Here is a 24,540-nt window from a genome sequence, read left to right as displayed (position 1 = left end):
TGGATTCCCAGGAATCCATCTGTTCGAGCCAACTGGATTCCCGAGAAGATGATTCCTTGGAATTCAATGGAGCGCCTGTGAGCTACGTCACCCAGATGTTCACCGATCTCGTACGCGTCGAGACCCGGCTCTACAACGCGGTGAGCTCCCGGCTGCGGGCCGAACTGGGGCTGAGCCTGGGGCAGTTCGAGTGCCTGGAGATCATCGATCGTGTGCCGGACTGCCGGGTGCTGGACATCGTCCGTGAGGTGGCGATCACCGTGGGAGCCGCCAGTAAGGCGGTGGACCGGCTGGAGGCCGCGGGGTGGTGCGTGCGCAGCGCGCACCCTCAGGACCGGCGCTCGTCGGTGCTCGACCTCACCCCCGAGGGCGCCCGGCTGCTGGCGCGGTCCCGTCCCACCGTCGACCGCGAACTCACCGCACTGACCGACGCCGTGTCCGCCGACGAACTGGCCCGCACGGCAGCGACGCTGGCGACGCTCCGCGCGGCGCTGGAGCGGCGCTCACTCGCCGGCCCCGGGTGAACCGCTGGGCCAGGCGGTGCGGTGGGAAGATGCGCGGGGCATGCGGGCGGGCGAAACTGCTGGTATGACCTGGCCGTCGCAGTCGATCGCCGGGCTCCTGCCCCCTGTCGCGCGTGCCGCCCAGATCGTGGGGCGCGACAGCGAGGTGCGGCTGCTGCCCGAGGAGGCCGCGGCTCTGGGGCGGGTGGCGCAGGACAGGGAGTGGGAGTTCGCCGCCGGCAGGACCTGCGCGCGGCGCGCCATGCGGGCTCTGGGGCGGCCGCCCTCCGCGATCCTGATCGGGACGCATCGCGAACCGGTGTGGCCGCGGGGGGTCGTCGGCAGCATCACGCACTGCCGCGGTTACTGCGCCGCGGCGGTGGCGCTGGAGCAGGACCTGGCTTCGCTGGGCATCGACGGCGAACCCCACGACCGATTGCCGGCCGGGGTCCTGCACGTTGTCGCCGGCCGTGCGGAAGTGGCGGCTCTCGACGCCCTGCCCCGGGGGCGCGTCCACTGGGACAGGGTCCTCTTCAGCGCCAAGGAGAGCGTCTACAAGGCGTGGTTCCCGCTGACCCGCAAGTGGCTGGACTTCACGGATGTGTTCCTCACCGTGGACTCCTCCGACGGGACCTTCCACGGGCGTCTGGTCGGGCCCGCCCTCGATACGACGGCGCCGACCGGGTTCGACGGGCGGTTCGCGGTGCGCGCCGGCTTCGTGCTGACGGCCGTGACGGTGGCGCGGCCGTGAGGGGCGGGAGCCCGCGCGCCCGGCGCCTATGACGTGCCGGGCGACCACACCGACGGTGCCGGCCGGGTCTGACGGGGCTCGGCGTCGGGCCGCGCGTCGCTGGGCAGGAGGTCGTCGCCGTAGAGGGCGTGTATCCAGTTGGCCTGGTAGATGGTGTCGAGATAGCGCTCGCCGAGATCCGGGGCGATGGCCACCGCGGTGGGGCGTTGGTCGTCGCGGCGGGACAGCCAGTCGACCGCCCCGCTGACCACGGTGCCCGTGGAGCCGCCGAAGAGGAAGCCGTGGCTGGCCAGGCGGTGGCAGGCCCGGATGGTGTCGGCTTCCTCGACCTGGATCGCCTCGTCCACGAACGACGTGTCCAGCAAGGGCGGCCGGATGCTCATGCCCAGCCCGGGGAGCATCCGGCGTCCGGGCGCGCCGCCGAAGGTCACCGAGCCGACCGTGTCGACCGCGACGATCCGCACGGGGCGGTGCCAGTGCCTGAACCAGCGGGCACATCCCATGAGCGTTCCGGTGGTGCCCGCGCCGACGAACAGCACGTCGAGGTGAGGGAACCAGCGGGCGATGGCCGGTGCCGTCCGGTGGTAGTGGGCCTTCCAGTTGTGTGCGTTGGTGTACTGGCTCAGCCACACGTACCGCTTGTCGCTCAGGCACAGTCCGCGGATGTACTCCAGACGAGCACCGAGGAAACCACTGTCCGGGCTGGGCTCGGTGACGACGTGGACATGGGCGCCGAGCGCCTCCATGAACAGCCGGGTCGACAGATTGCAGCGGGAGTCCGTCACACACAGGAACCGGTAGCCCTTGCTGGCCGCTATCACGCTCAGAGCCACGCCCATGTTGCCCGACGAGGACTCCACCAGGACGGAGTCGGGCGTGATGGTGCCCTCCTGTTCCGCGGCCTCGACCATCTCCTTCGCCGGTTTCAGTTTGATGGAGCCGGCGAAATTGAAGCCTTCGCATTTCAGGAACAGCGGAAGCCCGAAGATCGACCGCAGATCGACGTAGAGGTCTTCCTCGTTGAAGCCGGAGGGCTCGGAGATGACGGGCACGATGGCCTCCGTTGGTGAGAACGGCTCAGTGCCTGATGGTTCCGCCGACCGCTCATCCGTAGCGGTTCAGCTCGTGGAAGAAGTCATCGACGACATGCAGTTCTCCGGAGTCGGCGAGTTGGTCGTAGACGTACTTGCCCAGGGCCAGGTCGAGTACCCCCAGGCCGAAGGGCGAGAAGACCACCGGGCGGTCCGCCGGTGGAGTCACGCGCCCACCCATGACGTCCGCCAGTGTGCCGTCGAGGAACTGGCGGTTCCCGGTGAGCTGTTCGGTGAGGTGCGGTGAGGTGTCGGCTCGCAGGCAGTGTTCGACGTCGTCGACGACGTTGGCCGACGCGAGCAGCACCGCGGGCGCCAGGTCGCGCAGCGACACATGGAGAACGACGGGACGGTGCGCGAACCATGCCGGGTCGTGGACGTGGGGACGGGCGGCCACCGTGGCGAAGACGACCAGGTCGCTGAGGCGGATCACCTCTTCGGTGCTGTCGTGCACGGTGATCTGCCCCGTGGCTCCGGACTGCTCCAGGCAGCAGCGGAAGGCCGCGGCGTTCTCGCGGGACAGGTCGAACACGCCGATGTTCTCGAAGGACCAGCCCGTGCCGGCCAGGAACGTGTGGATGTAACGGGCGATCAGTCCCGTGCCGACGAAGCCGACGTTCGCCGGGCGCGGCCGGTTCCGGCTGAGCCGGTCGGCCGCCAGCGACGCCGACGCGGCCGTTCGGGAAGCGCTGATGATCGAACTCTCGAGGCACGCGAACGGATAGCCGGTGTCGTGGTCGTTGAGGATGAGTACCGCCGATGCCCGGGGGATGCCGGCCGCGACGTTCTGCGGAAAGCTGGAGATCCACTTGAGGCCGTCCACCCGTGTCTCGCCCCCGAGCGAGGCGGGCAGCGCGATGATCCGGGACGTCGGACGGTCGTCGAAGCGCAGGAAGGAGGAGGGCGGGTTCACCGCATCGCCTTCGGCGTGCAGCCGATAGGCGTCCGCCACCAATTGCACGATCCGCTGTTCCTGCCCCTGGAGCACACCCCGCACCTGCGCGCCGGAGATGACGGCGAAGGGAGGCACACGCAGCGATCCCGACGCTGTGGACCGGGCGGCGGGGGAGTAGGTGGTGGTCATGAGGGGATCACCTCCACGGTCGGCGAGCAGTCGGCCAGGTGCACGGCGTCGGCCAGGGCGACCAGCACCTCGCGCTGCCCTTCGTAGGCCTCTCGGCTGTGCGCGGTGCGCAGGTTGTCGACGAGCAACAGGTCACCGTCCCGCCACGGTTCACGTACGGTGTTGGCCTCGTACACCCGGTTGATGAGGTCGACGGTCTCCCGCGAGATCGCGTCGCCGTTCCCGTAACGGGTGTTGAACGGCAGCCCGTCGGCGTCGTAGAGATCCACCAGGTACTCGCGGATCTCGGGATCCAGTGTCCATTCGCTGAGGAACGCGATCTGGTTGAACCAGCAGCGCCGTCCCGTGAGCGGGTGCCGGATCACCGCGCTGCGGCGTTGGCCGGTGCGCAGACCGCCGTCGGGTTGCCAGGTGAACTCGATCGCGGCGGCGCGGCAGTAGTTCTCGACGGCCGTACGGTCGTCGGTGCCGAACGCCTCGGCCCAGGAGGCGCCGATGTCGTCGTTGTAGTTCCGGGTGAGCAGCCATCCTTGCCGGTCGAACCGCTCGACGAGTCCGCCCGGCAGGGCGTCGAGCACGGTGGGCGAGTCGGCGAGCGCCGTCGCACCGCCGCTGTCGGGCGCACTCAGGCAGGCGAATTGCAGCATGCTCGGGAACCGGAGCGCATAGCTGAGCTCATGGTGCATGCACATCGGCTGGTTGGGCGGCCACTTCGACGAGGAGTACACGCCATTGCCGTAGGACCGCCGTGCCGCGAAGGCTTCCTTCTCGTCCATCAGTCCGGCGGCCAGCCGGCTGAAGACCGAGGCTGTCGCGGACAGGTCGTGCAGACCGAGACCGCGGACGAGGACGGCACCGTGCTCGGTGACGAGGCTGCGCAGCTTGTCGCGGTGTTCGGCCGCCCAACGGGACGGATCGTCGGTCGGACCGGTCGTCAGGATCGGCACCCGGTCGAGCAGCACGTCCGGCTCCAGCGGTCGGCTCATGAATGAGGAGGACATCTCACATCGCCTCCGGTGACGGTTCGACGGTCGGGGACGAAGCCGCTTTGGCGTCGAGCAGCCGGGCCAGCTCGGCGAGGACCGGATGCCGGGTGAGGTCTTTCAGGGTGAGCACGCGGTCGAGGCGGATGGCGAGCTGTACCGCGGTGAGTGAGGTTCCGCCGTTGTCGAAGAAGTGGTCGTGACGGCCGATCCGGGACCGCGGGATGCCGAGCACCGCGGCCCATGCGGCGGCCAGGCGCTGCTCCGCCGGTGTCCGCGGTGCCTCGTCGGACTCCGCGCCGTCGGCATCGCAGGCGCCGGCGGGCCCGGTGCCGTCGAGTGCCGTGGCGAGCGAGTCCAGGGCCTTGCGGTCGACCTTGCCGTTCCCGGTCAGCGGGAGGTCACCGCGCCAGTGGAAGGCCGCGGGGATCATGTAGGCGGGCAGCCACCGGCCCAGCTGGTCGCGCATCGCGGAGTCCGTGAGCGGTGGTTCACCGCAGCAGAAGGCCACCAGGCGCCTGTCGCGTTCACCCCGGGCCACGGCCACCGCGCCGGTGTGTACGCCGGGCACCTTCAGCAGTGCGTTCTCGACATCCTCGATCTCGATGCGGAAGCCGTGAATCTTGACCTGGCCGTCCCGGCGGCCGAGGAAGTCGAGCTTGCCCCCGGGCAGCCAGCGGCCGTAGTCGCCGCTTCGGTACAGCCGCTCGCCGGCGCGATAGGGATCGGTCGTGAACGACCGGCGGGTGCGCTCGGGATCGTTGACGTAGCCGCGGCCCACGCAGACCCCGGCGAAGACGATCTCGCCGGGCGCGCCGAGCGGGACCAGTGACAGATTGTCGTCGACGACACGGACCCGCACGTTGTTGACGGGACGGCCGAGCGGGATCCGCGCGGTGTCCGGTACGCCGTCCAGGACTTCGTGGTTGGTGTCGTCCGAGGTCTCGGTGAGCCCGTAGGCGTTGACGAGCCGGATGCCGGGCTGTGCGGAGAACCAGCGCTCCACGAGCTCCTTCTTCAACGCCTCGCCGGTGACCGATACGCAGCGGAGGTCGGGCAGATCGCGCGGGCACCGCTCCAGGAACGACAGCACGGCGTCGAGGTACGAGGGCACGGCCTGAAGGACGTTGACCCGGCCGTCGGCGATGGTGTCGACGTAGCGCGGGACGTCCCAGATCACCTCCTGGGGGACCAGCAGGGTCCGTCCCCCGGCCACGAGCGCCGCCAGCAGTTGCCACAAGGAGATGTCGAAGCACTGGGGCGCCGTCTGGGCGACGACCTGCCCCTCGCCGATGCGCAGGTCGTCGATCTTGGCATGGATGTGGTTGAGCATCCCCGCGTGTTCGCACATCGCGCCCTTGGGCTCTCCGGTGGAGCCGGAGGTGAAGTAGATGTAGGCGAGTTGGTCCAGGGACACGTCGACGCCGGGGTTCTCGGCGGTGCGCGTCTCCTCGTACGCCGTCTCGATCAGCAGCGTCCGTACCCCGGGCAGCGTGTCCACGGCCTGGGAGAGCGTGGTGGTGCTGCCCCGCTCGGTCAGCACGAGCCGGCACCCGGCGCGCGACAGCGTGGTCGCGATGCGATCGGCGGGGAAGTGCGGCTCGACGGGCAGGTAGACGCCCCCGGCCTTGAAGACGCCCAGAACGGCGGCCGCCCAGTCCAGGTTTCGCTCCGTCACCACCGCGACGACGTCCTCGCGTCCCGTCCCGCGCGTGAGCAGGGCCCGTGCCACCTTGTCGGCACGCTCGTCGAGTTCCGCGTACGTCCACCGCCGGGCCCCTTGCACGATCGCGACGGCGTTCCCGTGGTCCTGGACGCGCTGCTCGAACAGTTCATGGACACAGCGCCGCGGGAGCTCTCGCCGCGGCCCGGCGAGCGCGTCGAGCTGGAAGCGGATCTCCAGGGCGGACAGCAGGTTCTGCCGCTCGTGCGGGGCGCTCGGAGCGGCGGTCATCAGGGCCAGCGCGGCCAGGTGGTATCCCGCGACGCGCGCGGCGTACCGGTCGTCCAGTGCGTCGCGGCGGTACCGCAGCCGCAGGAGGGTGCCGTGGTCGTGCCGGGCGGTCCCGACCTGCAACACCGTGCCGGCCGGGAGTTCGCGACCCCGGTCGGAGCCGGCCCCGCCGGTTCCGGGGAGCGGATCGAACGAGGCTTCGCTCAGCGGTCCCGTCAGGCCCAGCTCGCGTTCGAGGTCCCCGACCGGGAAGTGCCGGTGCGCCAGCAGTTCCGTCTCGCCGCGCCGGGCTTCCCGGATCAGCGCCTCCCACGACGGGGGGTCCGTCGTCAGCCTGCACGGCAGCGGCCGACCGCCCGGCTCGGCGAGGTAGCCCGTCGTGACCTCGTGCTCGCCGGACAACGCGGCCAGCACTTTGGCGTGTGCCGCGAGCAGGACCGAGCAGGCCGGCACGGCCAGTTCGTGGGCCAGCCGGTGAACGGCGGTCATGGTGTCCTCGGGAATCACGGCCTCGTGTTCCGCGACGACCGGCACCGGCATGGGCGACCAGCGCGGAAGGGTGGTGGCTCCACCCGCGTCGAGGACGGAGCGCCAGAAGGCCGCGTCCTCGGGATCGCAGGACCGGACCGTAGGGGCGCTGGGTTCGACGGTCATCGACCGCACCTCCCCGCGTCCTGGCGGACCCGGTCCAGCTCCCGTGCCGGATTCCCGCCCCACTGCGAGTGCGGCGGGACCACCTCGCCCTTCATGAGGAAGGAGTCCGGGGCCAGCATCACGCCGTCGCCCAGCGTCACGCCGTAGTGGACGAGCGTGCCGACCCCGAGTGTGCAGCCGCTGCCGATCGTGGTGGTGTCGGACTTGAACGTGCCGTCCTCCTGCGAGTGGCACTGGATGATGCTCCCGGCGTTCAGCGTGCAGGCGTCCCCGATGGCCACCATCGGCCGGTCGGGCAGGTAGCAGCCGTCGTCGAAGACCCTGCTGCCGATGCGGACGCCCAGCAGCCGCCAGATCACGTTCTTGAACGGAGTGCCATTGAAAATCCGGAGGTAGGTCTCCGAGGGCACCTTCCAATATCGCTCGCGCCACCAGAACCGGGGATCGTAGATCGAGCAGTACAGGGGGCCGGGACGGCGCGCGGCGGTGACGGCACGCTCGACCAGCACGAAATAGACCGCGGTGAACAGCAGGCCGAGGACGTCGGCCAGCGCCAGGGCGGGCGCTCCGAGCGAGGCGTACAGGTCCGTCGCCCCGGCCACGATCAGAGCGGCACCCAGGACGTAGACCCAACGCGACAGCAGGTACCAGCCCATGGTGGCCGCGTTGTGCTTGTTCTTCGCCGCCAGGCCGCGGCGAAGCGCCTCGCCGCTGCGGAAGCGGTCGAATCGGCTGTCGCGGAGAACCGTCCGCGGGATCTCGAAGCTGGGGGAGCCCAGTAGCCCCACGCCTTCCCGGATCTCGCCGTCGACAGGGACCATGACCTTCGTCGCCAGAAGGCAGTTGTCGCCCGCCCGTGACCGCGCCGGGTAGGCGATCCGGTTCCCCAGGAAGCTGTGCGCGCCGATCGATGTCCGAGACACCCGGAAGGCGGTGCTGGAGAAGTCGGCATTCATGATCGACAGACCGTCCGCGACCATCGTCCCGCTGCCCACGGAGCTCAGGAACGGGCTCTCGTGCCTGACTTCCGTGCCGAAGTTCGACCCCGTCTGCTCGATGTGGGAGAACTCGTAGCCGATGGCCCGCAGATAGTGGACGATGCAGGAGCTGTCACCGAACAGCCGGGTGAGGACTCTCCTGTTGGTGAGCCGCGCGATGGCTCGCTGTACCGAGTAACGCCATCCGTACAACGGGTAGTCACGCCCAGGTACGAGGACATGACCGAGCACGCGGGGCAGGGCGCTGACGAGCAACAGGCCGAGTACCACACCGCCGACGACGAGCACGGCCGCCGCCACCGCCACATCACGGTAGAACGACGCGTTGGCCAGCACCGCGGGTCCCGGCTCGATGACCATCCTCATCTGCGGAACCCCGACCAGCAGCATGACCGTGCCACCGACCGTGAGCGGCACATACACGAGCAGCGTGCCCGCCAGCTGCGTGACGGTGTGCGTCGCCCGGCGCAGCCCGGCGCGGGGCATCTCGCCCACGACCTGGAAGTCCACCGAGGCCCGGTCCGCCGGGGAGCCCTGCCAGTGCTCGCCGTCGGGGACCACCTGCCCGCTGTGCAGCGAGGAGGCGTGTCCGAGCTGGGCCCGGTCACCGAGCGCCGTCCGGATGTCGATCACCGTCGCCTCGCTGACGAGCACCGAACTCCCGATGCTGACCGGGCCTGGCTGGATCACGCCCCCATGGGCGCGATAACAGGAGAAGAACGAGTCCTTCCGGATGATGGTGCCCTCACCGATGGTGAGCAGGTCCGTGCAAACAGGAACGTTCCGGGAGAGAATCACGACTCCCCGCCCGATGTTCGCCCCCAGTGCCCGCAGATAGAACACGTACAGCGGTGAGCCGACGAACAGCACCAGCGGGCCCGAACGGATCAGCGTCCTGACGATCCAGAAGCGGACGTATCCCAGGGACCATATCCGGATCTCCTCGGGCTTCCAGCGTCCGACCAGCGTCCACTTCACGACGACGGGAAGGGCACACACACCCACGAAGCCGGCGCTCCCGAACAGCACGGACCTCGCATACACATCGAGCACACTCGTCCCGCGGGAGATCCACTCGTATCCCCAAGCGGTGGCCAGCGCCAGCAGGTAGGCATAGCCGAGGAAGGCGAGGACCTGGAGGAATCCACACAGGACGTACGACGTCATGCCCGCCGCCTCGGGCGGCAGCGCCGTGGCCCCCGAAGCCGGCGCCGGAGCCTCCCGCGGCTCAGGGTGTGCCGGCGCGGTGTCCGGCATCGCGGCGGCCAGACCGCTGATCGTGGGATGTTGGTAGACGTCCTTCATCGACACCGAGGGCAGATCCGCCCTCTTGCGCAGCCGCGCGCAGAAATGCGCCATCACCAGGGAGTCGGCTCCCAGGTCGTCGAAGAAGTGACTGTCCGGCGGCACCTCCGAGACGGACACCAGATCGGCCATCACCTCCGCGAGAGCCTGTTCCAGCGGGTGCGCGCCCTGCCCATCGCCGGGCGGCGGGACCTGTTGGGATACGGAAGGTCCCGCACCGGCCGGTGCTTCCCCGATGACGGGTTCGCCTTCCGGTCGGCCGCCGCGGACACCGCTTCGGGCCGCGCGTGGCGTGAGCTTCGAATCTGACGTCATAACATCTATACGGAGCACGTACGGATAAAGATTGACAAATACCGACTTTCCCCAATTGGTGACTATGTTCCCACCGCATCCTGACCGCAGCCAGTCAGGGGCCGTTCCCCCGGGTCACGGCGCCTGCTCGGTGGGCAGTTCCAGCCGGAGCTCGTACCCGCCGTCGGCGGTGGGGCCGCTGGTGACGGTGCCGCCGAGCAGGGCGGCGCGCTGCCGCAGGCCCACCAGGCCGTAGTGCGAGCTGGGCAGGGGGACGGGCGGCCGGATCGGTGCGGTGTTGCTGACGGTGACACGGACGGTGTCGCCCTCGTGGGAGGCGTGCACGGTCGCGCTGGCGCCGGGCGCGTGTTTGCGGACGTTGGTCAGCGCCTCCTGAACCGTGCGGTACACGGCGCGCTGGAGCGCCGGCGAGAGGCAGCCGGGCAGATCCGCCTTCAGGTCGGTGTCGATGCCGCTGGCGTCGATCAGCCGCCGCAGGTCGCTGAGTGAGGGTTGCGGGGTCAGTTCCGCCGGGCGGCCGTGCGAGTCGCGCAGGACGTTGACCATGTGCCGCAGTTCGTCCAGCGTCTGCACGCTCAGCCGCCGGATGGTGGCCGCGGCCTCCTTGGCGTCGGCGTCCCGCGTGCCGACCTGGAGCGCTCCGGCCCGCACCGCGATCAGACTGACCTGGTGCGAGACCACGTCGTGCATCTCCCGCGCGAGCTGTGCGCGCTCCTTGGCCAGGACGGCCTGCTCGGTCAGCCGCCGCTCGTGGTCACGCGCCCGGGAGATCTCGGCGAGCCGCAGCGACAGGTCACGCCGCGCCTGGACGAGCTGACCGAGGAAGACGGGAGCCGCAGCCGTGGCCGCGGTGTAGCCCAGGGTGATCAGGGCCGAGGTCTTCCACAGATCGAGGTGCCAGGACGGCGAGGTGGTCGTCATGTCGCTGAGCGTCAACGCCAGGGCGCAGAGGGCCAGCACGCCCCGGCGCCGGGTGATCGTGGCGAGTGTGTACAGGGCCACCAGGGCGGCGAAGATCGCGTCCGAGAGCAGCACGGCGGGCATGCTGAGGACGAAGGTGAGCCGAGGAAGGCGCCGGCGCACCACGAGCATGCAGGCGGCGAGCAGCGCGACGGCCATACGCAGGGAGTCGCCGGGATCGACGTTGACCCACACGTCGAGCAGCGCTGCCCCGATCAGGGCGGCATCCTGAAGTACGTCGGCGAGCCGGCGGGACATCATCCCGGCTCCAGGTCCCGTGGTGGCTGGAGGAGTCCGGCGCGTTCGGCGAGCAGGGCGGCCTGGACGCGGCTGCTGACCTCCAGCTTGCCGAGGACGGCACTCACGTGGTCCTTGACCGTGCCCGTGCTCAGGTGCATCCGGGCGGCGATGTCGGCATTGGACAGCCCCTCGGCGATGAGGACGAGCACGGCACGCTCGCGGCCGGTCAGCCGGTCCAGACTGCGGGCGGCCTGTTCCGGGCACCCGGCCTGGAGGTAGCGGTCCACGACCGTCCGGGTGACCTTGGACGACAGTACGCAGCCGCCGTCGGCCAGGGCGCGCACGAGAAACGGCAGCTCCTCCGGATCGGTGTCCTTGAGCAGGAAGCCCGCCGCGCCCGAGCGCAGGGCCGTGACGACGTACTCGTCCATGTCGAACGTCGTGAGCATGGCCACCACCGGGGGCTGCTCGAGCCGGAGCAGACCGGCCAGGACGGTGAGCCCGTCGACGTCCGGCATACGGATGTCCAGCAGCACCACGTCGGGACCCGTCGCCTGCGCCGTTCGGACCGCCTCGCCCCCGGAGACCGCCGCCACGACCTCGATGTCGTCCGCGGCGTCCAGGATGCGCTGGAAGCCCGTACGGATCAGGGCCTCGTCGTCGACCACCAGAACCCGGATCACGCGTGCTCCACTCATCATCGGATCACTCTCCGATTCGTACCACGCCGGCCGGCGCCCCGCAGTCTCCCGCCGGCCGGACCGCCCAGGCGGCGGGGGTGCCGCCCGCCGGTCGACGGGGACATTTCCGGCCCCCTGCCGGATGGTCGTGGCCCCGGGCGCGGCGAACCCTTGAAGGCAGCAGCACGACGGAGCACACGGTGGGCCATGGAGGAGGGCAGTCGCATGACGATCCGCCTGACGCTTGTATGCGGGCACACCACGAACGGGACCGCGGATACGGTCTTCGGTCACGGGGCTCTCCGTGACGACGACCTGCCCGAGGCAGGTGCTGTCCTGTCGGCGACTCCTCTCCGTACGCCGACCGTGCGGTCGCCCTCCAACTGCTGCGCGCTGACCGCGGCAGCCCTTGGACTCGAGACCACGGTGGATCCGGCGCTGCGCGACATCGACTACGGGACGTGGCGCGGCCGCACGATGGCCGAAGTCGCCGCCGCGGACCCGTACGGTCTCAGCGCCTGGCTCACGGACCCGGATGCCGCGCCACACGGCGGCGAATCCGTACGTCAACTCTGCCACCGGGTCGCGCACTGGCTCAACAGCCTGCCCCACCGGACGGGCGGCACCGTGGCCGTGGCCGAACCAGCCGTCGTCAAGGCGTTGCTCGTCCACGCCCTGTCCGCACCGGCACGAGCCTTCTGGCGAATCGAGGCACCGCCCCTCTACATCGTCTCGCTCATGCGGCGCGACGACGGCTGGAGCGTCCGCCCGGTCGACGGCGCCTTTCCGAGTGAGGTCGTCCTGCACCCCTCGCAGCGCCACGCCGACCACACCCGGCGCCTGGTCGGCCGTCAGGGCTCGCACCGCGCGCGTGACGGTGCCGAGCAGTGGCTGGTCAGGGTGCCGCCTGCCAGGCGTTGACGACGCGGATGCCCTGAGGCCGGTCGCCCCTCACTCGTCGGAGTCGGGCTTGCCCTTCGCCGCCGCGTACGCCTGTGACGGGGTCATGGGGACGCCGTTCAGCGCGACCGTCTTGTAGGGGCTGACCTTGGCGCAGGTCTTGGCCTGGTCGGCGGTCTGGGCGTGGGCGTTGGAGACGGCCGCCTTTGCGTCGGCGGGCGCGGACGTGGAGGCGCCGCCCGGGAAGCTCGAGCCGCTGGGCCAGTCGCTGCCGATCACCAGGGTCAGGCCGGTGCCGCTGCCCTGCTTGAGGTGCGAGCCCGACAGGCCCAGCGCCTTGGCCACGGTCTTGCCCTCGGCCTCTTGTCCGGAGCCGTAGGTGAGCGTGGTCGTGGCCGACGGGCTCGGGGCGTTCGCCGTGCTCGTGCCGGTGCTGAAGCCCTTGCTGGTCAGCGCGTCGGCGACGGCGGAGGCGCGGCCGGTGATGGGGGTGCCGTTCTCGACGGTCACGGCGATCTGGGACGCGGGCACGGCCGGGGCGGTGGCCGTCGCTTTCGCGGTCGCGGAGGCCGCCGCCGACTTCTTGCCCGAGCCGGTCGTCAGGGACTGGTCGTCGGCGATGGTGGCGAAGAGGGTCTTTGCGCCGGAGCCGACCACCACGCGGTCGTCGTTCGCCGGGTCGGGGGCGGTCTGCATGGTGGTGAAGGTCATCCGCTTGCTGGGGACCTTGTTCACGTCGTCGGCGAGCGAGATCAGCTTCTTGACGCTGCCGAGGCCGTCGTCCACGGTCAGCGCCTTGGTGGCGGCGTTGGCGAGGTCGTAGACGGCGGTCGGGTCGGTGAGCGTGCCCGCGCTCTTGAACTTGCGGATCATCGCGCTCAGGAAGATGTGCTGGGAGATGGTGCGGCCGAGGTCGCTGCCGTCACCGAAGCCGTGCCGGGAGCGGACGAACTCCAGCGCCGCGACACCCTTGAGGGTGTGGGTGCCCCTGGACAGCTTCAGATGCGAGTAGGTGTCGTAGACATCGGCATTGACGCACACGGAGACACCGCCGACCGCGTCGGACATCTTCACCACACCGGAGAAGTCCAGCTTGACGAAGTGGTCGATGGGGATGCCGGTGAGCTGGTGCACGGTGGCCACCTGACAGGCCGGGCCGTACTGGAGCGCGCTGTTGATCTGCCCGTAGTAGCCGGTCGTGGACTGCCCGCTCTCACTGTCCTTGCAGGCCGGGACCTTGGTCATGGTGTCCCGGGGGATGCTCATCACCGTGGCGTTGGAGCGGTCGGCGGATATGTGTACCACCATCTGCACATCCGCGTTGCTGCCGGTCTGCACGCCGGTCTTCGAGCAGCCGCCGCCGAGCTTGCAGTCGGCCTTGCTGGTCCGGCCGTCCGAGCCCATGACGAGGATGTTGATCGGGGTGCGGCCGAAGGCGTCAGCCTTCTCCGTGCCGCCCTTTCCGTCGAGCGAGAGGCTGTGGATGTTGCCGTTGAGGTGCTCGTAGAACCACCAGCCGGCGCCGGCGGTGACCAGGACCAGGACGGACAGGCAGATCGCCATGATCTTCAGCACCCGCCTGCCGCGCCGCACCGGACGACTCCGGTGCCCCGACCGCCCACCGCCGCGCGAGCGTGAGCCCGCCCGGCTCGCGGCCCGGCCACCCGGCAGGGGCACATCGCCGGACTTGTGGCTCATACGTGGTCCAGGCACCTGGGCGGTGCGGCTGCGCGCGGCCTGACCGCCCGAGCCGTCCCACGGGTCGCTCATTTCCCACTCCCATGAACGGTCGGGCCCTTCAGGCCGGGCCGTGGGTGTGCGGCCGACGCGAGCGGCGATACGGGCAGGTGAAGCGGGCGGCTCCACTTGGATTGCGTAGTTGCGCAATCTAACAAACCCATTGCCGGATCAGCGTAAATCTTGAGGCGATTCACAGGTGAGAGACCTCATGAGGGCCGGCGGACGCCCCTCGGCCGCACCCGCGCCCACACAACGTAGTTGCCCGGTCACCACGGCGGCACAGCCGGGTGGAGGCATCACAGCTTCGCGCCGAAGTCCTGTGTCCACCACGGGCCGCCCGAACCCTTGTGGACGCCCACCCCGATGTCCTTGAACGAGCAGTTGAGGATGTTGGCGCGATGGCCGGGACTGTTCATCCAGGAGTCCATCACCGCCTGTGCGGTCTGCTGCCCCTTGGCGATGTTCTCCCCGTACGTGGACCAGCGGTAGCCCGCGGCGGTGATGCGCTGCCCGGGGTCGGCGCCGTCCGGGTTGGTGTGGTCGAAGAAGTTGCGGGCGGCCATGTCGTCGGAGTGGCGCTGCGCGGCGTTCTCCAGCTGCGGGTCCTCCGTGAGCGGGCCGCACCCGGCGGCCGCCCGCTCCTTGTTCACCAGCGCGACCACCTGTGTCACGGTGTCCGACGAGGTCACCTGCGCCTGCGGTGTACTGGACGGGCGCGGCGTCGGCCGGGCCGACCGTTCGGGAGCCGGGGTGCTCTTCCTGATGGGGCTGGGCGTCTTGGAAGCGCTCGGCTTCTTCGGTTTCGACGTGCTCGGCGACGGTGATGCCGACGCCGACGGCGGGGTTTCGACGGCGCGGGTCGCCGAGAGGTCGACGACGGGATCACCGGTGGGCCGCGCGGTGGTCGCCCGGTCGCTCCCGGTGTCGGAGTCCGTGCCGAAGTACCAGAGGCCGCCGCCCGCCACGCAGGCCGCCACGACGGCGCCGCCGACGGCCCTGCGTCGGACGCGCCGGCGTCGACGGGCCTCACCGCGGGAGGCCGTCCGACCGGATCGGGTGCGGGGCCCGGCCTGAGGATCCGGTCCGGCGTGGCCCTGGGGCGCGTCGAGCCGCGACGCCGAGCCGACGGGAGCCATGTCGCCGGAGGCGGATCGTATCTTCGCGAGCAGACCTGCCGCCGCCGGGACCAGTGCCAGCCCGGCCAGCAGTCCCTCCGCGGGCATCAACCCGCTCCACAGGCCGGAACAGCGCACGCAGTCACGGGCGTGCCGGGCTATTCGCTTGCGCCACAAGGCCGAGGGCCGGCCGTCCCAGGAGGCCAGCACACCACCGAGTTCCGCGCACGGCGGCTGCGCGTCGAGCGCCCGCACCACCACGCGGGCCGCCTCCAGCTGCGCCTTCATCCGTTGCACCTGGACCGCCGTGTGCTGAGGCGACAGCTCCAGGGCGGCGGCGACCTCGGTCCGGGTCAGCTCGCCGGCGCACTCCAGCCACCACAGCGACAGCAGTCCCCGGTCGTCCGGCTCCAGCCAGCGCGTGGCGCGCGCGGTCTCCTGGCGCTGGCCGGACAACTGGAGCCGCACCATGGTCAGGTCCACGAAGTCGGCACCCGGATCCGCGAGTTCCACGGCGTCCTCCACGGCGTCCGGCGCGCTCTGCCGACTCTGCCAGTGCGCCCGGACCTGGTTCATGGCGATGGCCACGAGCCAGGAGCGGAAGCTTTCCGGAGTACGCAGATCCGGCAGCGCGTCGAGGGCACGGAGCATGGTCTCCTGCACCACGTCATCGACATCGACCGAGCCGTTGAGCGCCCGCCCCACGATGTTGTAGACGAGCGGGAGGTATGCGCTGACCAGTGCGTCCTGCGCCTCGGGATCGCCGGCTCGGGCGGCGCTCACCAGCGCTGCCGGGTCCCCCGCGTGCTGCGTACTCATCAAAAGCTCCCCTGTCCTCGACGCCGAACGATGGTGTCCGACGACTGGGAGATCGCGCGGCGAGACGCGGATAACAGTTCTTCGGAAACCTGTTCCACGAGAGGTTCGCCACTCCGACGTGATGTTCGCAATGGAGGACGTCACACGGAGGACTCACGAAGGTCTCGCGGTGGCCTCGCGGACATCCGGCTCAGGCCGCCGGGTAGCTGAAGAAACCCCGTCCCGACTTCCGGCCCAGCAGGCCCGACTCGACCATGCGGCGCAGCAGGGGCGGTGGGGCGTACAGGGGTTCCCGGTGCTCCTCGTACAGCGCCTCCCCGATGGCCGCCACCGTGTCCAGGCCGATGAGGTCCGCCAGGTGCAGCGGCCCCATCGGGTGGGCGCAGCCGGCCGTCATCCCGGTGTCGATGTCCTCGGGCGTCGCCGTACCGGAGCCGACCATGCGCACCGCCGAGAGCAGGTAGGGCACCAGGAGCGAGTTGACGACGAAACCCGCCCTGTCCTGGGTGACGATCGTCCGCTTGCCCAGCACCTCGCTCGCGAAGGCCCGCACGCGCAGTTCCGTGGCCTTCGACGTGTGCAGGCACGGGATCACCTCGACCAGCGGCAGCACCGGCACCGGGTTGAGGAAGTGCAGGCCGACCACTGAGGCGGACCGGCCCGTGACGGCGGCGAGCCGGGCGATGGGTATCGAGGACGTGTTGCTGGCCAGTACGGCGTCCGGGGACGCCACCACCTTGTCCAGCCGCCGGAACAGTGCCGTCTTCGCGGCCTCGTCCTCGACGGCGGCCTCGATGACCAGGTCCGCCGCGGACAGCCGGGACAGGTCACCGGTGACCGCGATGCCCGCGAGGGCGTGCGCGCGGCCCTCGGAGGAGACCGCGCCCTTCTTCTCGGCCCGGAGCAGGGAGTCCGCGATGCCGGCCAGCCCGGCGCGGGCCCTGTCCTCCGTCACGTCGCACAACGTGACCCGGAGCCCTGCGCGGGCGCACACCTCGGCGATGCCCCGGCCCATCTGTCCGGCGCCGACGACGCCCACACGTGTGATGGCGGTCATGTGTCCCTCCTTCCGGTGACGGTCCGAAGGACGGCCGCCACCCCGTGCCGCAGCGCCGAGCGTAAGCCGCACGCACCCCTTCTGACCTGCTCCGACAGAACGTTTTCCGCGCACAAACGTGCGCCGATGCGTCGTTGACCGGATGCCTCGGGCACGCCGAGGCTGATGACGCCGGGGCATGCCCGGTGCCCGCGGCGACGATCACCAGGAGGCAGAGGTGGACATCGAGGACGGCACCTTTGACGGACGTACGGCCGGCATCGGGGGAGCGGGGCGCGGCGCACTGGAGGGTCTGCGCATCGCGGACTTCTCCCGCGTGCTCGCCGGACCGTACGCGACCATGCTGCTCGCCGATCTCGGCGCGGAGGTGGTGAAGGTCGAGCGGCCCGGCACGGGCGACGAGACCCGGCAGTGGCGCCCGCCCGCCGACGAGGACGGCACCTCCACCTACTTCCTGGGCGTCAACCGCAACAAACGGTCCGTCGCCCTGGACCTGGCGAGCGAGACCGGACGCGAGCGCGCCCGTGCCCTCGTCGCCGGGTCCGACGTGCTGGTGGAGAACTTCCGGCCCGGCACGATGGAGCGGCTCGGTCTGGGCCATCCCGACCTCAAGGACCGCCAACCCCGCCTCGTCTACTGCTCGATCAGCGGCTTCGGGACCGCGGGCGGAGCCGCGATCTCCGGCTACGACCTGCTCGTCCAGGCCCTCGGCGGACTGATGAGCGTGACGGGGGAGCCCGACGGCGAACCGATGAAGACCGGGGTGGCCCTCGTCGACGTGATCACCGGTCTGCACGCGGCGCTGGGCATCATGGCCGCCCTCCGGCACCGGGAGCGCACCGGCGAGGGGCAGCGCGTCGAGGTCAGCCTGCTGGGCTCGCTGCTGTCGGCGATGGTCAACCAGGCATCGGGGTACGCCGTCGCGGGCGTCGTCCCCGGCAGGCTGGGCAACGCCCACCCGAGCATCGCCCCGTACGAGACCTTCCCCACCGCGGACCGTCCGCTCGCCCTGGCGGTCGGCAACGACAGACAGTTCGCGGCGCTGGCCGCCGCCCTCGGCTGTCCCGGCCTCGCGCGGGACGACCGGTTCCGCACCAACAGCGACCGGGTGGCCCACCGCGCCGACCTGCGCAAGGTGCTGGGCGAACGGCTGCTCACGGCCGGCGCCGACCACTGGTCCGCCACCCTGCTGACCGTCGGCGTGCCCGCGGGCCCGGTCAACGGTCTCGACGAGGCGTTCGCCTACGCCGACCGGCTCGGAGTGCCCGGCATCGTCACCGTCGCCGGCCCGCACGGCGGCACGGAGTCCCGGCAGGTCGCCCACCCCATCACGCTGAGCGCGTCACCCGCGAGGTACCGCCTGGTGCCGCCCGGTCTGGGCGAGCACACCACCGAGGTCTTCGGCGACCGGGCCACGACGGCCGACCCCGCATGACCGTCACCCGAGGGAGAGACCCCATGCCCACCACCGACAACGCGACCCTGCCCGCACCGGACCTGGACCTCGACATCGAGCACCTCTTCACCGTCGAGGAACTGCGCTGGCGCGACCGGGTGCGCGAGTTCACCGCCAAGAACATCACCCCCGTCGTCGACGCCGACTTCGAGGACCGGCACTTCCGGACGGAACTCGTGCGCGGCCTGGGCGAGTTGGGCGTCCTGGGGATGCACATCCAGGGGTACGGCTGTGCCGGCGCCGGGGCCGTGAGCTACGGCCTGGCCTGCATGGAACTGGAGGCGGGCGACACCGCCTGGCGCACGTTCGTGTCCGTCCAGGGCTCGCTCGCCATGTCCGCGATCGCCAAGTGGGGCTCGGAGGAGCAGAAGCGGCAGTGGCTGCCCGGCATGGCCGCCGGGCGGACCATCGGGTGCTTCGGCCTCACCGAACCCGACGGCGGCAGCGACCCGGCCGGCATGAGGACGGTGGCGCGCCGGGACGGCGACGACTGGGTGCTGAGCGGCGCCAAGCGCTGGATCGGGCTGGGCAGCGTGGCCGACGTCGCCGTGGTGTGGGCGATGACCGACGAAGGGGTGCGCGGTTTCCTGGTGCCCAGGGACGCCCCCGGCTTCGTCGCCCGCGACATCACCAACAAGCTCTCCCTGCGCGCCTCGGTCCAGTGCGACCTGTTCCTCGACGAGTGCCGGCTGCCCGCCGACGGCGTGCTGCCGGGCGTCGTCGGCCTGCGCGGTCCGTTCAGCTGTCTGGGCGAGGCCCGCTACGGCATCGTCTGGGGCGTCATGGGGGCCGCCCGGGAGTGTCTGCGCGCCGCCGTGGAACGCTCCCGCACCCGGCAGGTCTTCGGCAGGCCGCTGGCCGCGTTCCAGCTGACCCAGCAGAAGCTGGCGGACATGGCGGTGGAGTACCAGAAGGGCATGCTGCTCGCCCTGCACATCGGACGCCTGAAGGAGGACGGACGGCTGGCCCCCGCACAGATCAGTGTGGGCAAGCTCAACAACGTGCGCGAGGCACTGGAGATCGCCCGGACCGTGCGGACCGTCCTCGGCGGTGACGGGGTCACCGGTGACTTCCCGGTGATGCGGCACATGGCCAACCTGGAGTCCGTACGCACCTACGAGGGCACCGACGAGGTGCACACGCTGGTGATCGGCCAGGCCATGACCGGGCACCGCGCCTTCAGCTGACGGACGCGGTGTGATCCGCCGCCTGATCACGCAGCCGGCGGATCACACCCCGTACCGCGGGGGACGTCTCGCCCCGGCGGTAGGCGCCGACCAGCCGGGTGGTGAGTTCCAGGTCCGCGAGGGAGCGGAAGGCCACGCCCGGGATCCGGACCCGGCCGAGCGAGGCGGGCACCAGGGCCACGCCGTGGCCGCCGCCCACCAGGGTGAGGGCGGCGATGAAGTCCCGTACCGGAGGGGCGATCTCCGGGGTGAAGCCGCCGTGCTCGCCCACCTGGAGGATCTGATGGCGGCAGCCGTACTCCTCGTCGAAGTACGGGGCGACGAAGCGGGCCTCCCGCAGGCCGGCGGCCGGCACCGTCTCACGGGCGGCCGCCGCACCGCCCTCCGGCACCGCCAGGACGACCTCCTCGGTGAGCAGCGGGATCGCGGTGACCCCCGGCGGATACGCCGGCCGCCAGCGCAGGAAGCCGATGTCGACGTCCCCGGCGACCAGGGCTTCGAGCTGAGCCGGTGTCTCCAGTTCCCGGACGCCCACGGTCAGCTGACTGCCCGGGGCCGAGCAGCTCGCGAGGATGCCGGTCACGACCCCCGAGGAGGCGGCCGAGGCCACGTAGGCGATCTCGGCATGACCGAGTTCCCCGCGCCCGGCCCGACGGCCCACGGCCTCCGCGCGCGACACCTGGGCGAGCGTGCGCTCGGCCTCGGCCAGGAACAGCCGCCCGGCCTGGGTCAAGGCCGGGCGGGATCGCCGTCCGCGGTCGATCAGCCGCACTCCGAGGTGGCCCTCCAGCGCTCTGATCTGGGCACTGAGCGCGGAGGGGGCCAGATGCAGACGGTCCGCGGCCCGCGCGAAGTGAAGTTCCTCGGCCACGACCACGAACGAGGCCAGCCAGCGCAGTTCCATCGGCTCAGGGGATCACGACGTAGTTGCCGAAGCCACCGTCGCAGTCCGTGGCGCGCCCCGAGATCGCTTCGTTGACCTTGGACAGCGGGAAGGACTTGGTGATCAGACAGGACAGATCCAGCGCACCGGTCGCCACCATGTCGGCGACCTCCTGGCCCTGCGCGGTGCTGAACCAGTTGGAGCCGATCAGCTGGACCTGCTCGTCCATGAGCCACTTCACGTCCACGGGCAGCCGGTCGCCCACACCGCCGACATTGATCACCCTGCCGCCGCGACGGACGCCCAGCATCGAGTCCAGCATCGTCTCCACCGGGGCCTTGGCGCCCAGCGCGCTGATCACGAAGTCCGCCCCCTCACCGCCGGTGCGGGACTTCGCCCACTCGCCCGAGGAGCCCTCGCCCAGCCGCATCACCTCGATCCGGTCCGGGGCCAGTTCCCTGACCCGCTTGAGGAGTTCCTCGTTGCGGCCGGTTCCGAGGACCCTGGAGACACCCGAGGACAGCGCGAGCAGGGTGGAGGCGACACCGAGGGTGCCGGTGATCCCGTCGATCAGCGCGACCTGGCCGGGGCCGGCCGCGGCGCGCCGGAGGGCGCCGTAGGACGTACCGATGTAGCCGAGCCTGCCGGCCTCCTCGAACGTCATGTTGTCCGGGATGTCGACGATCGCGTGTTGCCGCCGCCGCGGCACACCTGGCAGCTGCCGCAGGAGCGCAGCGGGCTCACGTACACCCTGTCGCCGGGCCTGGTGTTGAGCACCGCCTCGCCGACGGCCTCGACCACGCCCGCCGGGTCCAGACCGAAGATCGCGGGCAGCTTGGGCAGTGGCTGGTGCGGATACCACGTGGGCCAGTTGTTGATCACGTTGGCCATGTTCGGCACGATCCCGCACGCCTTGACCCGCACCAGCACGTCGGTGGGCCGCGGGGTGGGCACGTCGATCGTGTCCACGGACATCGGCTCACCCAGCGCGTGCAGTCGTGCAGCGAGCATTTTCGCCATTGAAATACTCCTGAATTAATGGGTCGTACGGTGCCGGGAACTAGGAATGGGGAAACGGGTGCACACCACACCGACGGTGGACTACGGCATCGTGATCGAGGGCGAGATCGTCCTGGAACTCGACGGCGGACGGCTCACCCCGCTGACCGCGGGCGACATCGTCATCCAGAACGGCACGCGCCACGCCTGGCGCAACCACAGCGACCGACCGGCCACCATGGCGTTCGTCCTGGTCGGCGCCGGTGGCGACCACCAGCGTCCGTCGCGTTAGAGAGGACGCGTCACACGGCGTGGGGCACCGGCCGCACGAACCGCTCCCGTCCCGCTTCGTCGAGCGCGGGTGTGCACCCTGCCGCGGTCAGCCGCTCGGCCGGCTTCGCGCGCCGGGAGGCGTTGGTCCGCAGAGCGCCCAGCAGGAAGGCCGGCAGCAGGACGGCGAGCGGGAGCAGGACGGCACACGCGCCGGACAGCACGGCCGGCCGCAGGGCAGCGGCCCCGAGCCCCAGGCCGTCGCCGACATCTGCCTGCGGTCGGCGGCCGCACCGAGGGCGTCGTACCGGATGAGCGTGGTGATCAGCTCGACGTCCCGCTGAGCCTCGGGTACGGGCGTCAGCGAGCCGAGGGGCCCGGGTCGGGGAAGGCGGACGTGTTGGCCGCGGCGCGCTGCTGAGCCCAGGGGGCCGGGTCGCGGCGCAGGCACACATGCACGGTCCTGTGCTTGCCGACCAGCCGCACGCCCGCGTAGCGGAATCCGTAGCATTCGGCGACGTAGGCCGGCGCGCCGAACGTGGTCCACTCGGCGAAGGGATGGACGAGCTCGATGACGTCCACAGCTCGGCAGACCGTGTGTGACGGGCAGTGAAGTGACTTATCGGGCAATTCGGGCGACTGTCCCGTCCCCGGGATCCCCGTACTCCGCGATCAATTGCTCGTCGCTCATGCGGTCCACGTCGTCGCTGCGTTCGACGGGGAAGATCACGTGGGTGCCCTTGTCCGTCCAGTACTCGACGATGCGGTGTGTGGTGGTGGCCCGACTCATCCTGTGCTCCCTTGTGGCTGGTGGGGGTTCAGGGTGCGTCGGTGCAGGTCGGAGGGTCAAGGGGAATTGGGGCTTCCGTTTCAATTGGTGGAAGCGTAGATTCCGCATACCTCGCGACGGCGCCCTTGAGGCGTCGGCCCGCCGGTCCCGGGACGGCGGGCCACGCGGGGGCCAATTTATGTTCACGGTATTTTCCAGCCCGTGCGCCGACTTCCTTGTCACGTGCGCGGGTCGGGCGGTGTCTTCATGGCGAACGGCCACACAGGCACACGTACAAGGAGAACACCGTGACGCTTCGCGTTCCGAAGGCCGAGCTCGCCCCCGAGCTCCGCGCAAGCATGATCAAGACGCTGGGGGCCGTGCCCGAGCCCGTCGAGGTGCTGTGGAACAACCCCGGGCTCGCCGAGGCCAACCAGGAGTTCTCGGCCAAGGTGGGCACGTGGGACGCGGCCGACGCGAGTCTCAAGACCTTCGCGCACATGGCCGTTGCGGCACAGGTCGGCTGTAGCTGGTGCCTCGACGTCAACTACTTCCACGCGCTGAACCAGAACCTGGACCTGGCCAAGGCGAGCCAGGTGCCGCGCTGGCGGCAGTCGGAGGTGTTCACGCCGTTGGAGCGTGACGTCCTCGAATACGCCGAGGCCATGACCAGCACACCGCCGACCGTCACCGACGAGCTGTCCGCGAGCCTGCTCGACCGGCTCGGCCCGGCGGCGCTGGTCGAACTCACCGTGTTCATCGGCTTCGCCAACATGGCGGCCAGGTGCAACACGGCGCACGGGATCACCTCGCAGGGCTACTCCGATGCCTGCGAGATTCCGCTGGCCGCGCGTCCTGAGACGTCCCGCGTGGCGTCGACGGCATGACCGAGGACCCGTTCGTCGCCCATCGCAGCCTGCTGTTCACGGTCGCCTACGAGATGCTCGGCTCGGCCGCCGACGCGGAGGACGTGCTGCAGGAGTCCTGGCTGCGCTGGGCCGACGCCGACCACTCACAGGTGCGGGACGCACGGGCGTACCTCGTCCGGACCGTCACACGGCAAGCCCTCAACCGGCTGCGGACCATGTCACGCCGCCGCGAGGAGTACGTCGGCCCGTGGCTGCCGGAGCCGCTGCTCACCAGCCCCGACGTCGCCGAGGACGTCGAGCTGGCGGAGAACGTCTCGATCGCGATGCTCACCGTCCTCGAAACCCTCGGGCCGACCGAGCGCGCGGTGTTCGTGCTCCGGGAGGTCTTCGAGCTGCCGTACGGCGAGATCGCCGAGGCCACGGGCAAGACCGCGGCCACGGTGCGGCAGATCGCACGGCGGGCCCGCGAGCACGTGGCGGCCCGGCGGCCCCGGGTGCCCGTGAGCAGGTCGGAGCAGCAGGCCGTGGTGGAGCGGTTCCTGGCCGCGCTGCGCACCGGCCGGTTGCAGGAACTGCTGGACGTCATGGCGCCGGACGTGGTCCTGATCGCCGACGGCGGTGGACTCGCGGGTGCCGCCGCGGCTCCGGTCCACGGGGCCGCACTCGTGGCGAAGCTGCTCGCCCGCCCGGACCGCGCGGTGTCGGCCGTGTGGCTCAACGGCGCACCCGCGGCCCGGATCGAGAGCGACGGCCGGCTGGCGGCGGTCAGCCTCGTGGTGGAGAACGGGAAGATCACCCGGATCCACGCGGTGGCGAACCCGCGGAAACTGACGCGGCTCGACGAACCGGCCGAACTGACCAGGTAGGCCCTCCGCCGCTCAGGCATCGTGTGTGTTCCGGGTGCTTCGAAGCACCCGGAACACACACATGATGCCGTCCGAGGGGCGGGTAGGCTGCC

24 protein-coding genes are annotated in these 24,540 nt (G+C 70.6%); 8 read left to right on the top strand and 16 right to left on the bottom strand.

What is annotated here, in order from left to right:
* Positions 1 to 77: 77 nt before the first annotated feature.
* Together ABZ915_RS01745 and ABZ915_RS01740 are read left to right on the top strand one after the other, a co-directional pair.
* Entirely contained in the window at positions 78 to 524 is a 447-nt protein-coding gene (locus ABZ915_RS01745; RefSeq protein ID WP_361794064.1) for a MarR family transcriptional regulator, read from the top strand.
* A gap of 64 nt (positions 525 to 588) precedes the next feature.
* On the top strand, positions 589 to 1,254 hold the full coding sequence (locus ABZ915_RS01740) for a 4'-phosphopantetheinyl transferase superfamily protein (protein WP_361794061.1): 666 nt from the start codon (positions 589 to 591) through the stop codon (positions 1,252 to 1,254).
* 26 nt (positions 1,255 to 1,280) lie between these two features.
* On the opposite strand, the gene sbnA is transcribed toward ABZ915_RS01740, so the two are convergent.
* The 7 genes from sbnA to ABZ915_RS01705 all read right to left on the bottom strand — a co-directional run bounded on the left by sbnA (position 1,281) and on the right by ABZ915_RS01705 (position 11,521).
* Positions 1,281 to 2,306: a 2,3-diaminopropionate biosynthesis protein SbnA gene (gene sbnA / locus ABZ915_RS01735; protein WP_361794058.1), complete on the bottom strand. Its 1,026-nt coding sequence runs from the start codon at positions 2,304 to 2,306 to the stop codon at positions 1,281 to 1,283.
* Positions 2,307 to 2,358: 52 nt separating this feature from the next.
* Positions 2,359 to 3,429, bottom strand: a complete 1,071-nt coding sequence (gene sbnB / locus ABZ915_RS01730; protein ID WP_361794055.1) for a 2,3-diaminopropionate biosynthesis protein SbnB — start codon at positions 3,427 to 3,429, stop codon at positions 2,359 to 2,361.
* Complete coding sequence (locus ABZ915_RS01725) at positions 3,426 to 4,415, bottom strand: TauD/TfdA family dioxygenase (protein WP_361794052.1); 990 nt, start codon at positions 4,413 to 4,415, stop codon at positions 3,426 to 3,428. The genes sbnB and ABZ915_RS01725 overlap by 4 nt, the downstream gene beginning before the upstream one ends.
* A gap of 16 nt (positions 4,416 to 4,431) precedes the next feature.
* A complete protein-coding gene (locus tag ABZ915_RS01720; RefSeq protein ID WP_361794049.1) occupies positions 4,432 to 7,020 on the bottom strand; it encodes an amino acid adenylation domain-containing protein in 2,589 nt (862 codons plus the stop codon).
* Complete coding sequence (locus tag ABZ915_RS01715) at positions 7,017 to 9,458, bottom strand: Pls/PosA family non-ribosomal peptide synthetase (RefSeq protein WP_361794047.1); 2,442 nt, start codon at positions 9,456 to 9,458, stop codon at positions 7,017 to 7,019. The genes ABZ915_RS01720 and ABZ915_RS01715 overlap by 4 nt, the downstream gene beginning before the upstream one ends.
* 294 nt (positions 9,459 to 9,752) lie before the next feature.
* Positions 9,753 to 10,859, bottom strand: a complete 1,107-nt coding sequence (locus tag ABZ915_RS01710) for a histidine kinase (RefSeq protein ID WP_361794044.1) — start codon at positions 10,857 to 10,859, stop codon at positions 9,753 to 9,755.
* Complete coding sequence (locus ABZ915_RS01705; protein ID WP_361794041.1) at positions 10,856 to 11,521, bottom strand: response regulator transcription factor; 666 nt, start codon at positions 11,519 to 11,521, stop codon at positions 10,856 to 10,858. Before ABZ915_RS01705 ends, ABZ915_RS01710 begins: the two co-directional genes overlap by 4 nt.
* A gap of 222 nt (positions 11,522 to 11,743) precedes the next feature.
* Between ABZ915_RS01705 and ABZ915_RS01700 the strand changes: the two genes are divergently transcribed.
* Positions 11,744 to 12,439 (top strand): histidine phosphatase family protein, encoded by a 696-nt coding sequence (locus ABZ915_RS01700; RefSeq protein WP_361794038.1) that lies wholly within the window; start codon positions 11,744 to 11,746, stop codon positions 12,437 to 12,439.
* Positions 12,440 to 12,469: 30 nt separating this feature from the next.
* On the opposite strand, the gene ABZ915_RS01695 is transcribed toward ABZ915_RS01700, so the two are convergent.
* The 3 genes from ABZ915_RS01695 to ABZ915_RS01685 all read right to left on the bottom strand — a co-directional run bounded on the left by ABZ915_RS01695 (position 12,470) and on the right by ABZ915_RS01685 (position 17,149).
* A complete protein-coding gene (locus tag ABZ915_RS01695) occupies positions 12,470 to 14,188 on the bottom strand; it encodes an LCP family protein (RefSeq protein ID WP_361794035.1) in 1,719 nt (572 codons plus the stop codon).
* Positions 14,189 to 14,454: 266 nt separating this feature from the next.
* Positions 14,455 to 16,092 (bottom strand): sigma-70 family RNA polymerase sigma factor, encoded by a 1,638-nt coding sequence (locus ABZ915_RS01690; protein WP_361794033.1) that lies wholly within the window; start codon positions 16,090 to 16,092, stop codon positions 14,455 to 14,457.
* 190 nt (positions 16,093 to 16,282) lie between these two features.
* Positions 16,283 to 17,149 carry a 3-hydroxybutyryl-CoA dehydrogenase gene (locus ABZ915_RS01685; RefSeq protein ID WP_361794030.1) on the bottom strand — a complete coding sequence of 289 codons (867 nt, stop codon included), beginning with the start codon at positions 17,147 to 17,149 and terminating at the stop codon, positions 16,283 to 16,285.
* 178 nt (positions 17,150 to 17,327) lie between these two features.
* Between ABZ915_RS01685 and ABZ915_RS01680 the strand changes: the two genes are divergently transcribed.
* Positions 17,328 to 18,584 carry a CoA transferase gene (locus ABZ915_RS01680; RefSeq protein WP_361794027.1) on the top strand — a complete coding sequence of 419 codons (1,257 nt, stop codon included), beginning with the start codon at positions 17,328 to 17,330 and terminating at the stop codon, positions 18,582 to 18,584.
* Positions 18,585 to 18,607: 23 nt separating this feature from the next.
* The gene (locus ABZ915_RS01675) at positions 18,608 to 19,792 is read left to right on the top strand and encodes an acyl-CoA dehydrogenase family protein (RefSeq protein ID WP_361794024.1); all 1,185 of its coding nucleotides are present in this window, start codon (positions 18,608 to 18,610) and stop codon (positions 19,790 to 19,792) included.
* Here ABZ915_RS01675 and ABZ915_RS01670 read toward each other — a convergent pair.
* From ABZ915_RS01670 to ABZ915_RS01660, 3 genes are read right to left on the bottom strand one after another with little or no spacing between them, the layout of a single operon-like run.
* Positions 19,785 to 20,696, bottom strand: a complete 912-nt coding sequence (locus ABZ915_RS01670) for a LysR substrate-binding domain-containing protein (protein WP_361794021.1) — start codon at positions 20,694 to 20,696, stop codon at positions 19,785 to 19,787. The genes ABZ915_RS01675 and ABZ915_RS01670 overlap by 8 nt on opposite strands.
* Positions 20,697 to 20,700: 4 nt before the next feature.
* Positions 20,701 to 21,339, bottom strand: a complete 639-nt coding sequence (locus ABZ915_RS01665; RefSeq protein ID WP_361794018.1) for a zinc-binding dehydrogenase — start codon at positions 21,337 to 21,339, stop codon at positions 20,701 to 20,703.
* Entirely contained in the window at positions 21,336 to 21,686 is a 351-nt protein-coding gene (locus ABZ915_RS01660) for an alcohol dehydrogenase catalytic domain-containing protein (protein WP_361794015.1), read from the bottom strand. The genes ABZ915_RS01665 and ABZ915_RS01660 overlap by 4 nt, the downstream gene beginning before the upstream one ends.
* A gap of 67 nt (positions 21,687 to 21,753) precedes the next feature.
* Between ABZ915_RS01660 and ABZ915_RS01655 the strand changes: the two genes are divergently transcribed.
* Complete coding sequence (locus tag ABZ915_RS01655; RefSeq protein ID WP_361794012.1) at positions 21,754 to 21,966, top strand: cupin domain-containing protein; 213 nt, start codon at positions 21,754 to 21,756, stop codon at positions 21,964 to 21,966.
* 10 nt (positions 21,967 to 21,976) lie between these two features.
* Here ABZ915_RS01655 and ABZ915_RS01650 read toward each other — a convergent pair whose 3' ends face one another.
* The 3 genes from ABZ915_RS01650 to ABZ915_RS01640 form a co-directional block, all read right to left on the bottom strand.
* Entirely contained in the window at positions 21,977 to 22,168 is a 192-nt protein-coding gene (locus ABZ915_RS01650; RefSeq protein WP_361794009.1) for a hypothetical protein, read from the bottom strand.
* A gap of 136 nt (positions 22,169 to 22,304) precedes the next feature.
* Positions 22,305 to 22,526, bottom strand: a complete 222-nt coding sequence (locus ABZ915_RS01645) for a hypothetical protein (RefSeq protein ID WP_361794006.1) — start codon at positions 22,524 to 22,526, stop codon at positions 22,305 to 22,307.
* A gap of 37 nt (positions 22,527 to 22,563) precedes the next feature.
* Positions 22,564 to 22,734: a hypothetical protein gene (locus ABZ915_RS01640; RefSeq protein WP_361794003.1), complete on the bottom strand. Its 171-nt coding sequence runs from the start codon at positions 22,732 to 22,734 to the stop codon at positions 22,564 to 22,566.
* 287 nt (positions 22,735 to 23,021) lie between these two features.
* Between ABZ915_RS01640 and ABZ915_RS01635 the strand changes: the two genes are divergently transcribed.
* Positions 23,022 to 23,600, top strand: a complete 579-nt coding sequence (locus ABZ915_RS01635) for a carboxymuconolactone decarboxylase family protein (RefSeq protein ID WP_361794000.1) — start codon at positions 23,022 to 23,024, stop codon at positions 23,598 to 23,600.
* Positions 23,597 to 24,448: an RNA polymerase sigma factor SigJ gene (sigJ, locus tag ABZ915_RS01630; RefSeq protein WP_361793997.1), complete on the top strand. Its 852-nt coding sequence runs from the start codon at positions 23,597 to 23,599 to the stop codon at positions 24,446 to 24,448. Before ABZ915_RS01635 ends, sigJ begins: the two co-directional genes overlap by 4 nt.
* Positions 24,449 to 24,540 lie beyond the last annotated feature (92 nt).

This window comes from Streptomyces sp. NPDC046915 (assembly GCF_040644935.1).
Taxonomy (GTDB): domain Bacteria; phylum Actinomycetota; class Actinomycetes; order Streptomycetales; family Streptomycetaceae; genus Streptomyces.
This window is presented reverse-complemented; position numbering and strand designations above follow the sequence as displayed.

Bases quoted from the DNA above. Each gene is read 5' to 3' on its own strand.
- ABZ915_RS01740 (WP_361794061.1), top strand. From the start codon at position 589: ATGACCTGGCCGTCGCAGTCGATCGCCGGGCTCCTGCCCCCTGTCGCG.
- sbnB (WP_361794055.1), bottom strand. From the start codon at position 3,429: ATGACCACCACCTACTCCCCCGCCGCCCGGTCCACAGCGTCGGGATCG.
- ABZ915_RS01725 (WP_361794052.1), bottom strand. From the start codon at position 4,415: ATGAGCCGACCGCTGGAGCCGGACGTGCTGCTCGACCGGGTGCCGATC.
- ABZ915_RS01720 (WP_361794049.1), bottom strand. From the start codon at position 7,020: ATGACCGTCGAACCCAGCGCCCCTACGGTCCGGTCCTGCGATCCCGAG.
- ABZ915_RS01710 (WP_361794044.1), bottom strand. From the start codon at position 10,859: ATGATGTCCCGCCGGCTCGCCGACGTACTTCAGGATGCCGCCCTGATC.
- ABZ915_RS01700 (WP_361794038.1), top strand. From the start codon at position 11,744: ATGACGATCCGCCTGACGCTTGTATGCGGGCACACCACGAACGGGACC.
- ABZ915_RS01695 (WP_361794035.1), bottom strand. From the start codon at position 14,188: ATGAGCGACCCGTGGGACGGCTCGGGCGGTCAGGCCGCGCGCAGCCGC.
- ABZ915_RS01690 (WP_361794033.1), bottom strand. From the start codon at position 16,092: ATGAGTACGCAGCACGCGGGGGACCCGGCAGCGCTGGTGAGCGCCGCC.
- ABZ915_RS01685 (WP_361794030.1), bottom strand. From the start codon at position 17,149: ATGACCGCCATCACACGTGTGGGCGTCGTCGGCGCCGGACAGATGGGC.
- ABZ915_RS01680 (WP_361794027.1), top strand. From the start codon at position 17,328: ATGCCCGGTGCCCGCGGCGACGATCACCAGGAGGCAGAGGTGGACATC.
- ABZ915_RS01675 (WP_361794024.1), top strand. From the start codon at position 18,608: ATGCCCACCACCGACAACGCGACCCTGCCCGCACCGGACCTGGACCTC.
- ABZ915_RS01670 (WP_361794021.1), bottom strand. From the start codon at position 20,696: ATGGAACTGCGCTGGCTGGCCTCGTTCGTGGTCGTGGCCGAGGAACTT.
- ABZ915_RS01665 (WP_361794018.1), bottom strand. From the start codon at position 21,339: ATGACGTTCGAGGAGGCCGGCAGGCTCGGCTACATCGGTACGTCCTAC.
- ABZ915_RS01660 (WP_361794015.1), bottom strand. From the start codon at position 21,686: ATGCTCGCTGCACGACTGCACGCGCTGGGTGAGCCGATGTCCGTGGAC.
- ABZ915_RS01640 (WP_361794003.1), bottom strand. From the start codon at position 22,734: ATGAGTCGGGCCACCACCACACACCGCATCGTCGAGTACTGGACGGAC.
- sigJ (WP_361793997.1), top strand. From the start codon at position 23,597: ATGACCGAGGACCCGTTCGTCGCCCATCGCAGCCTGCTGTTCACGGTC.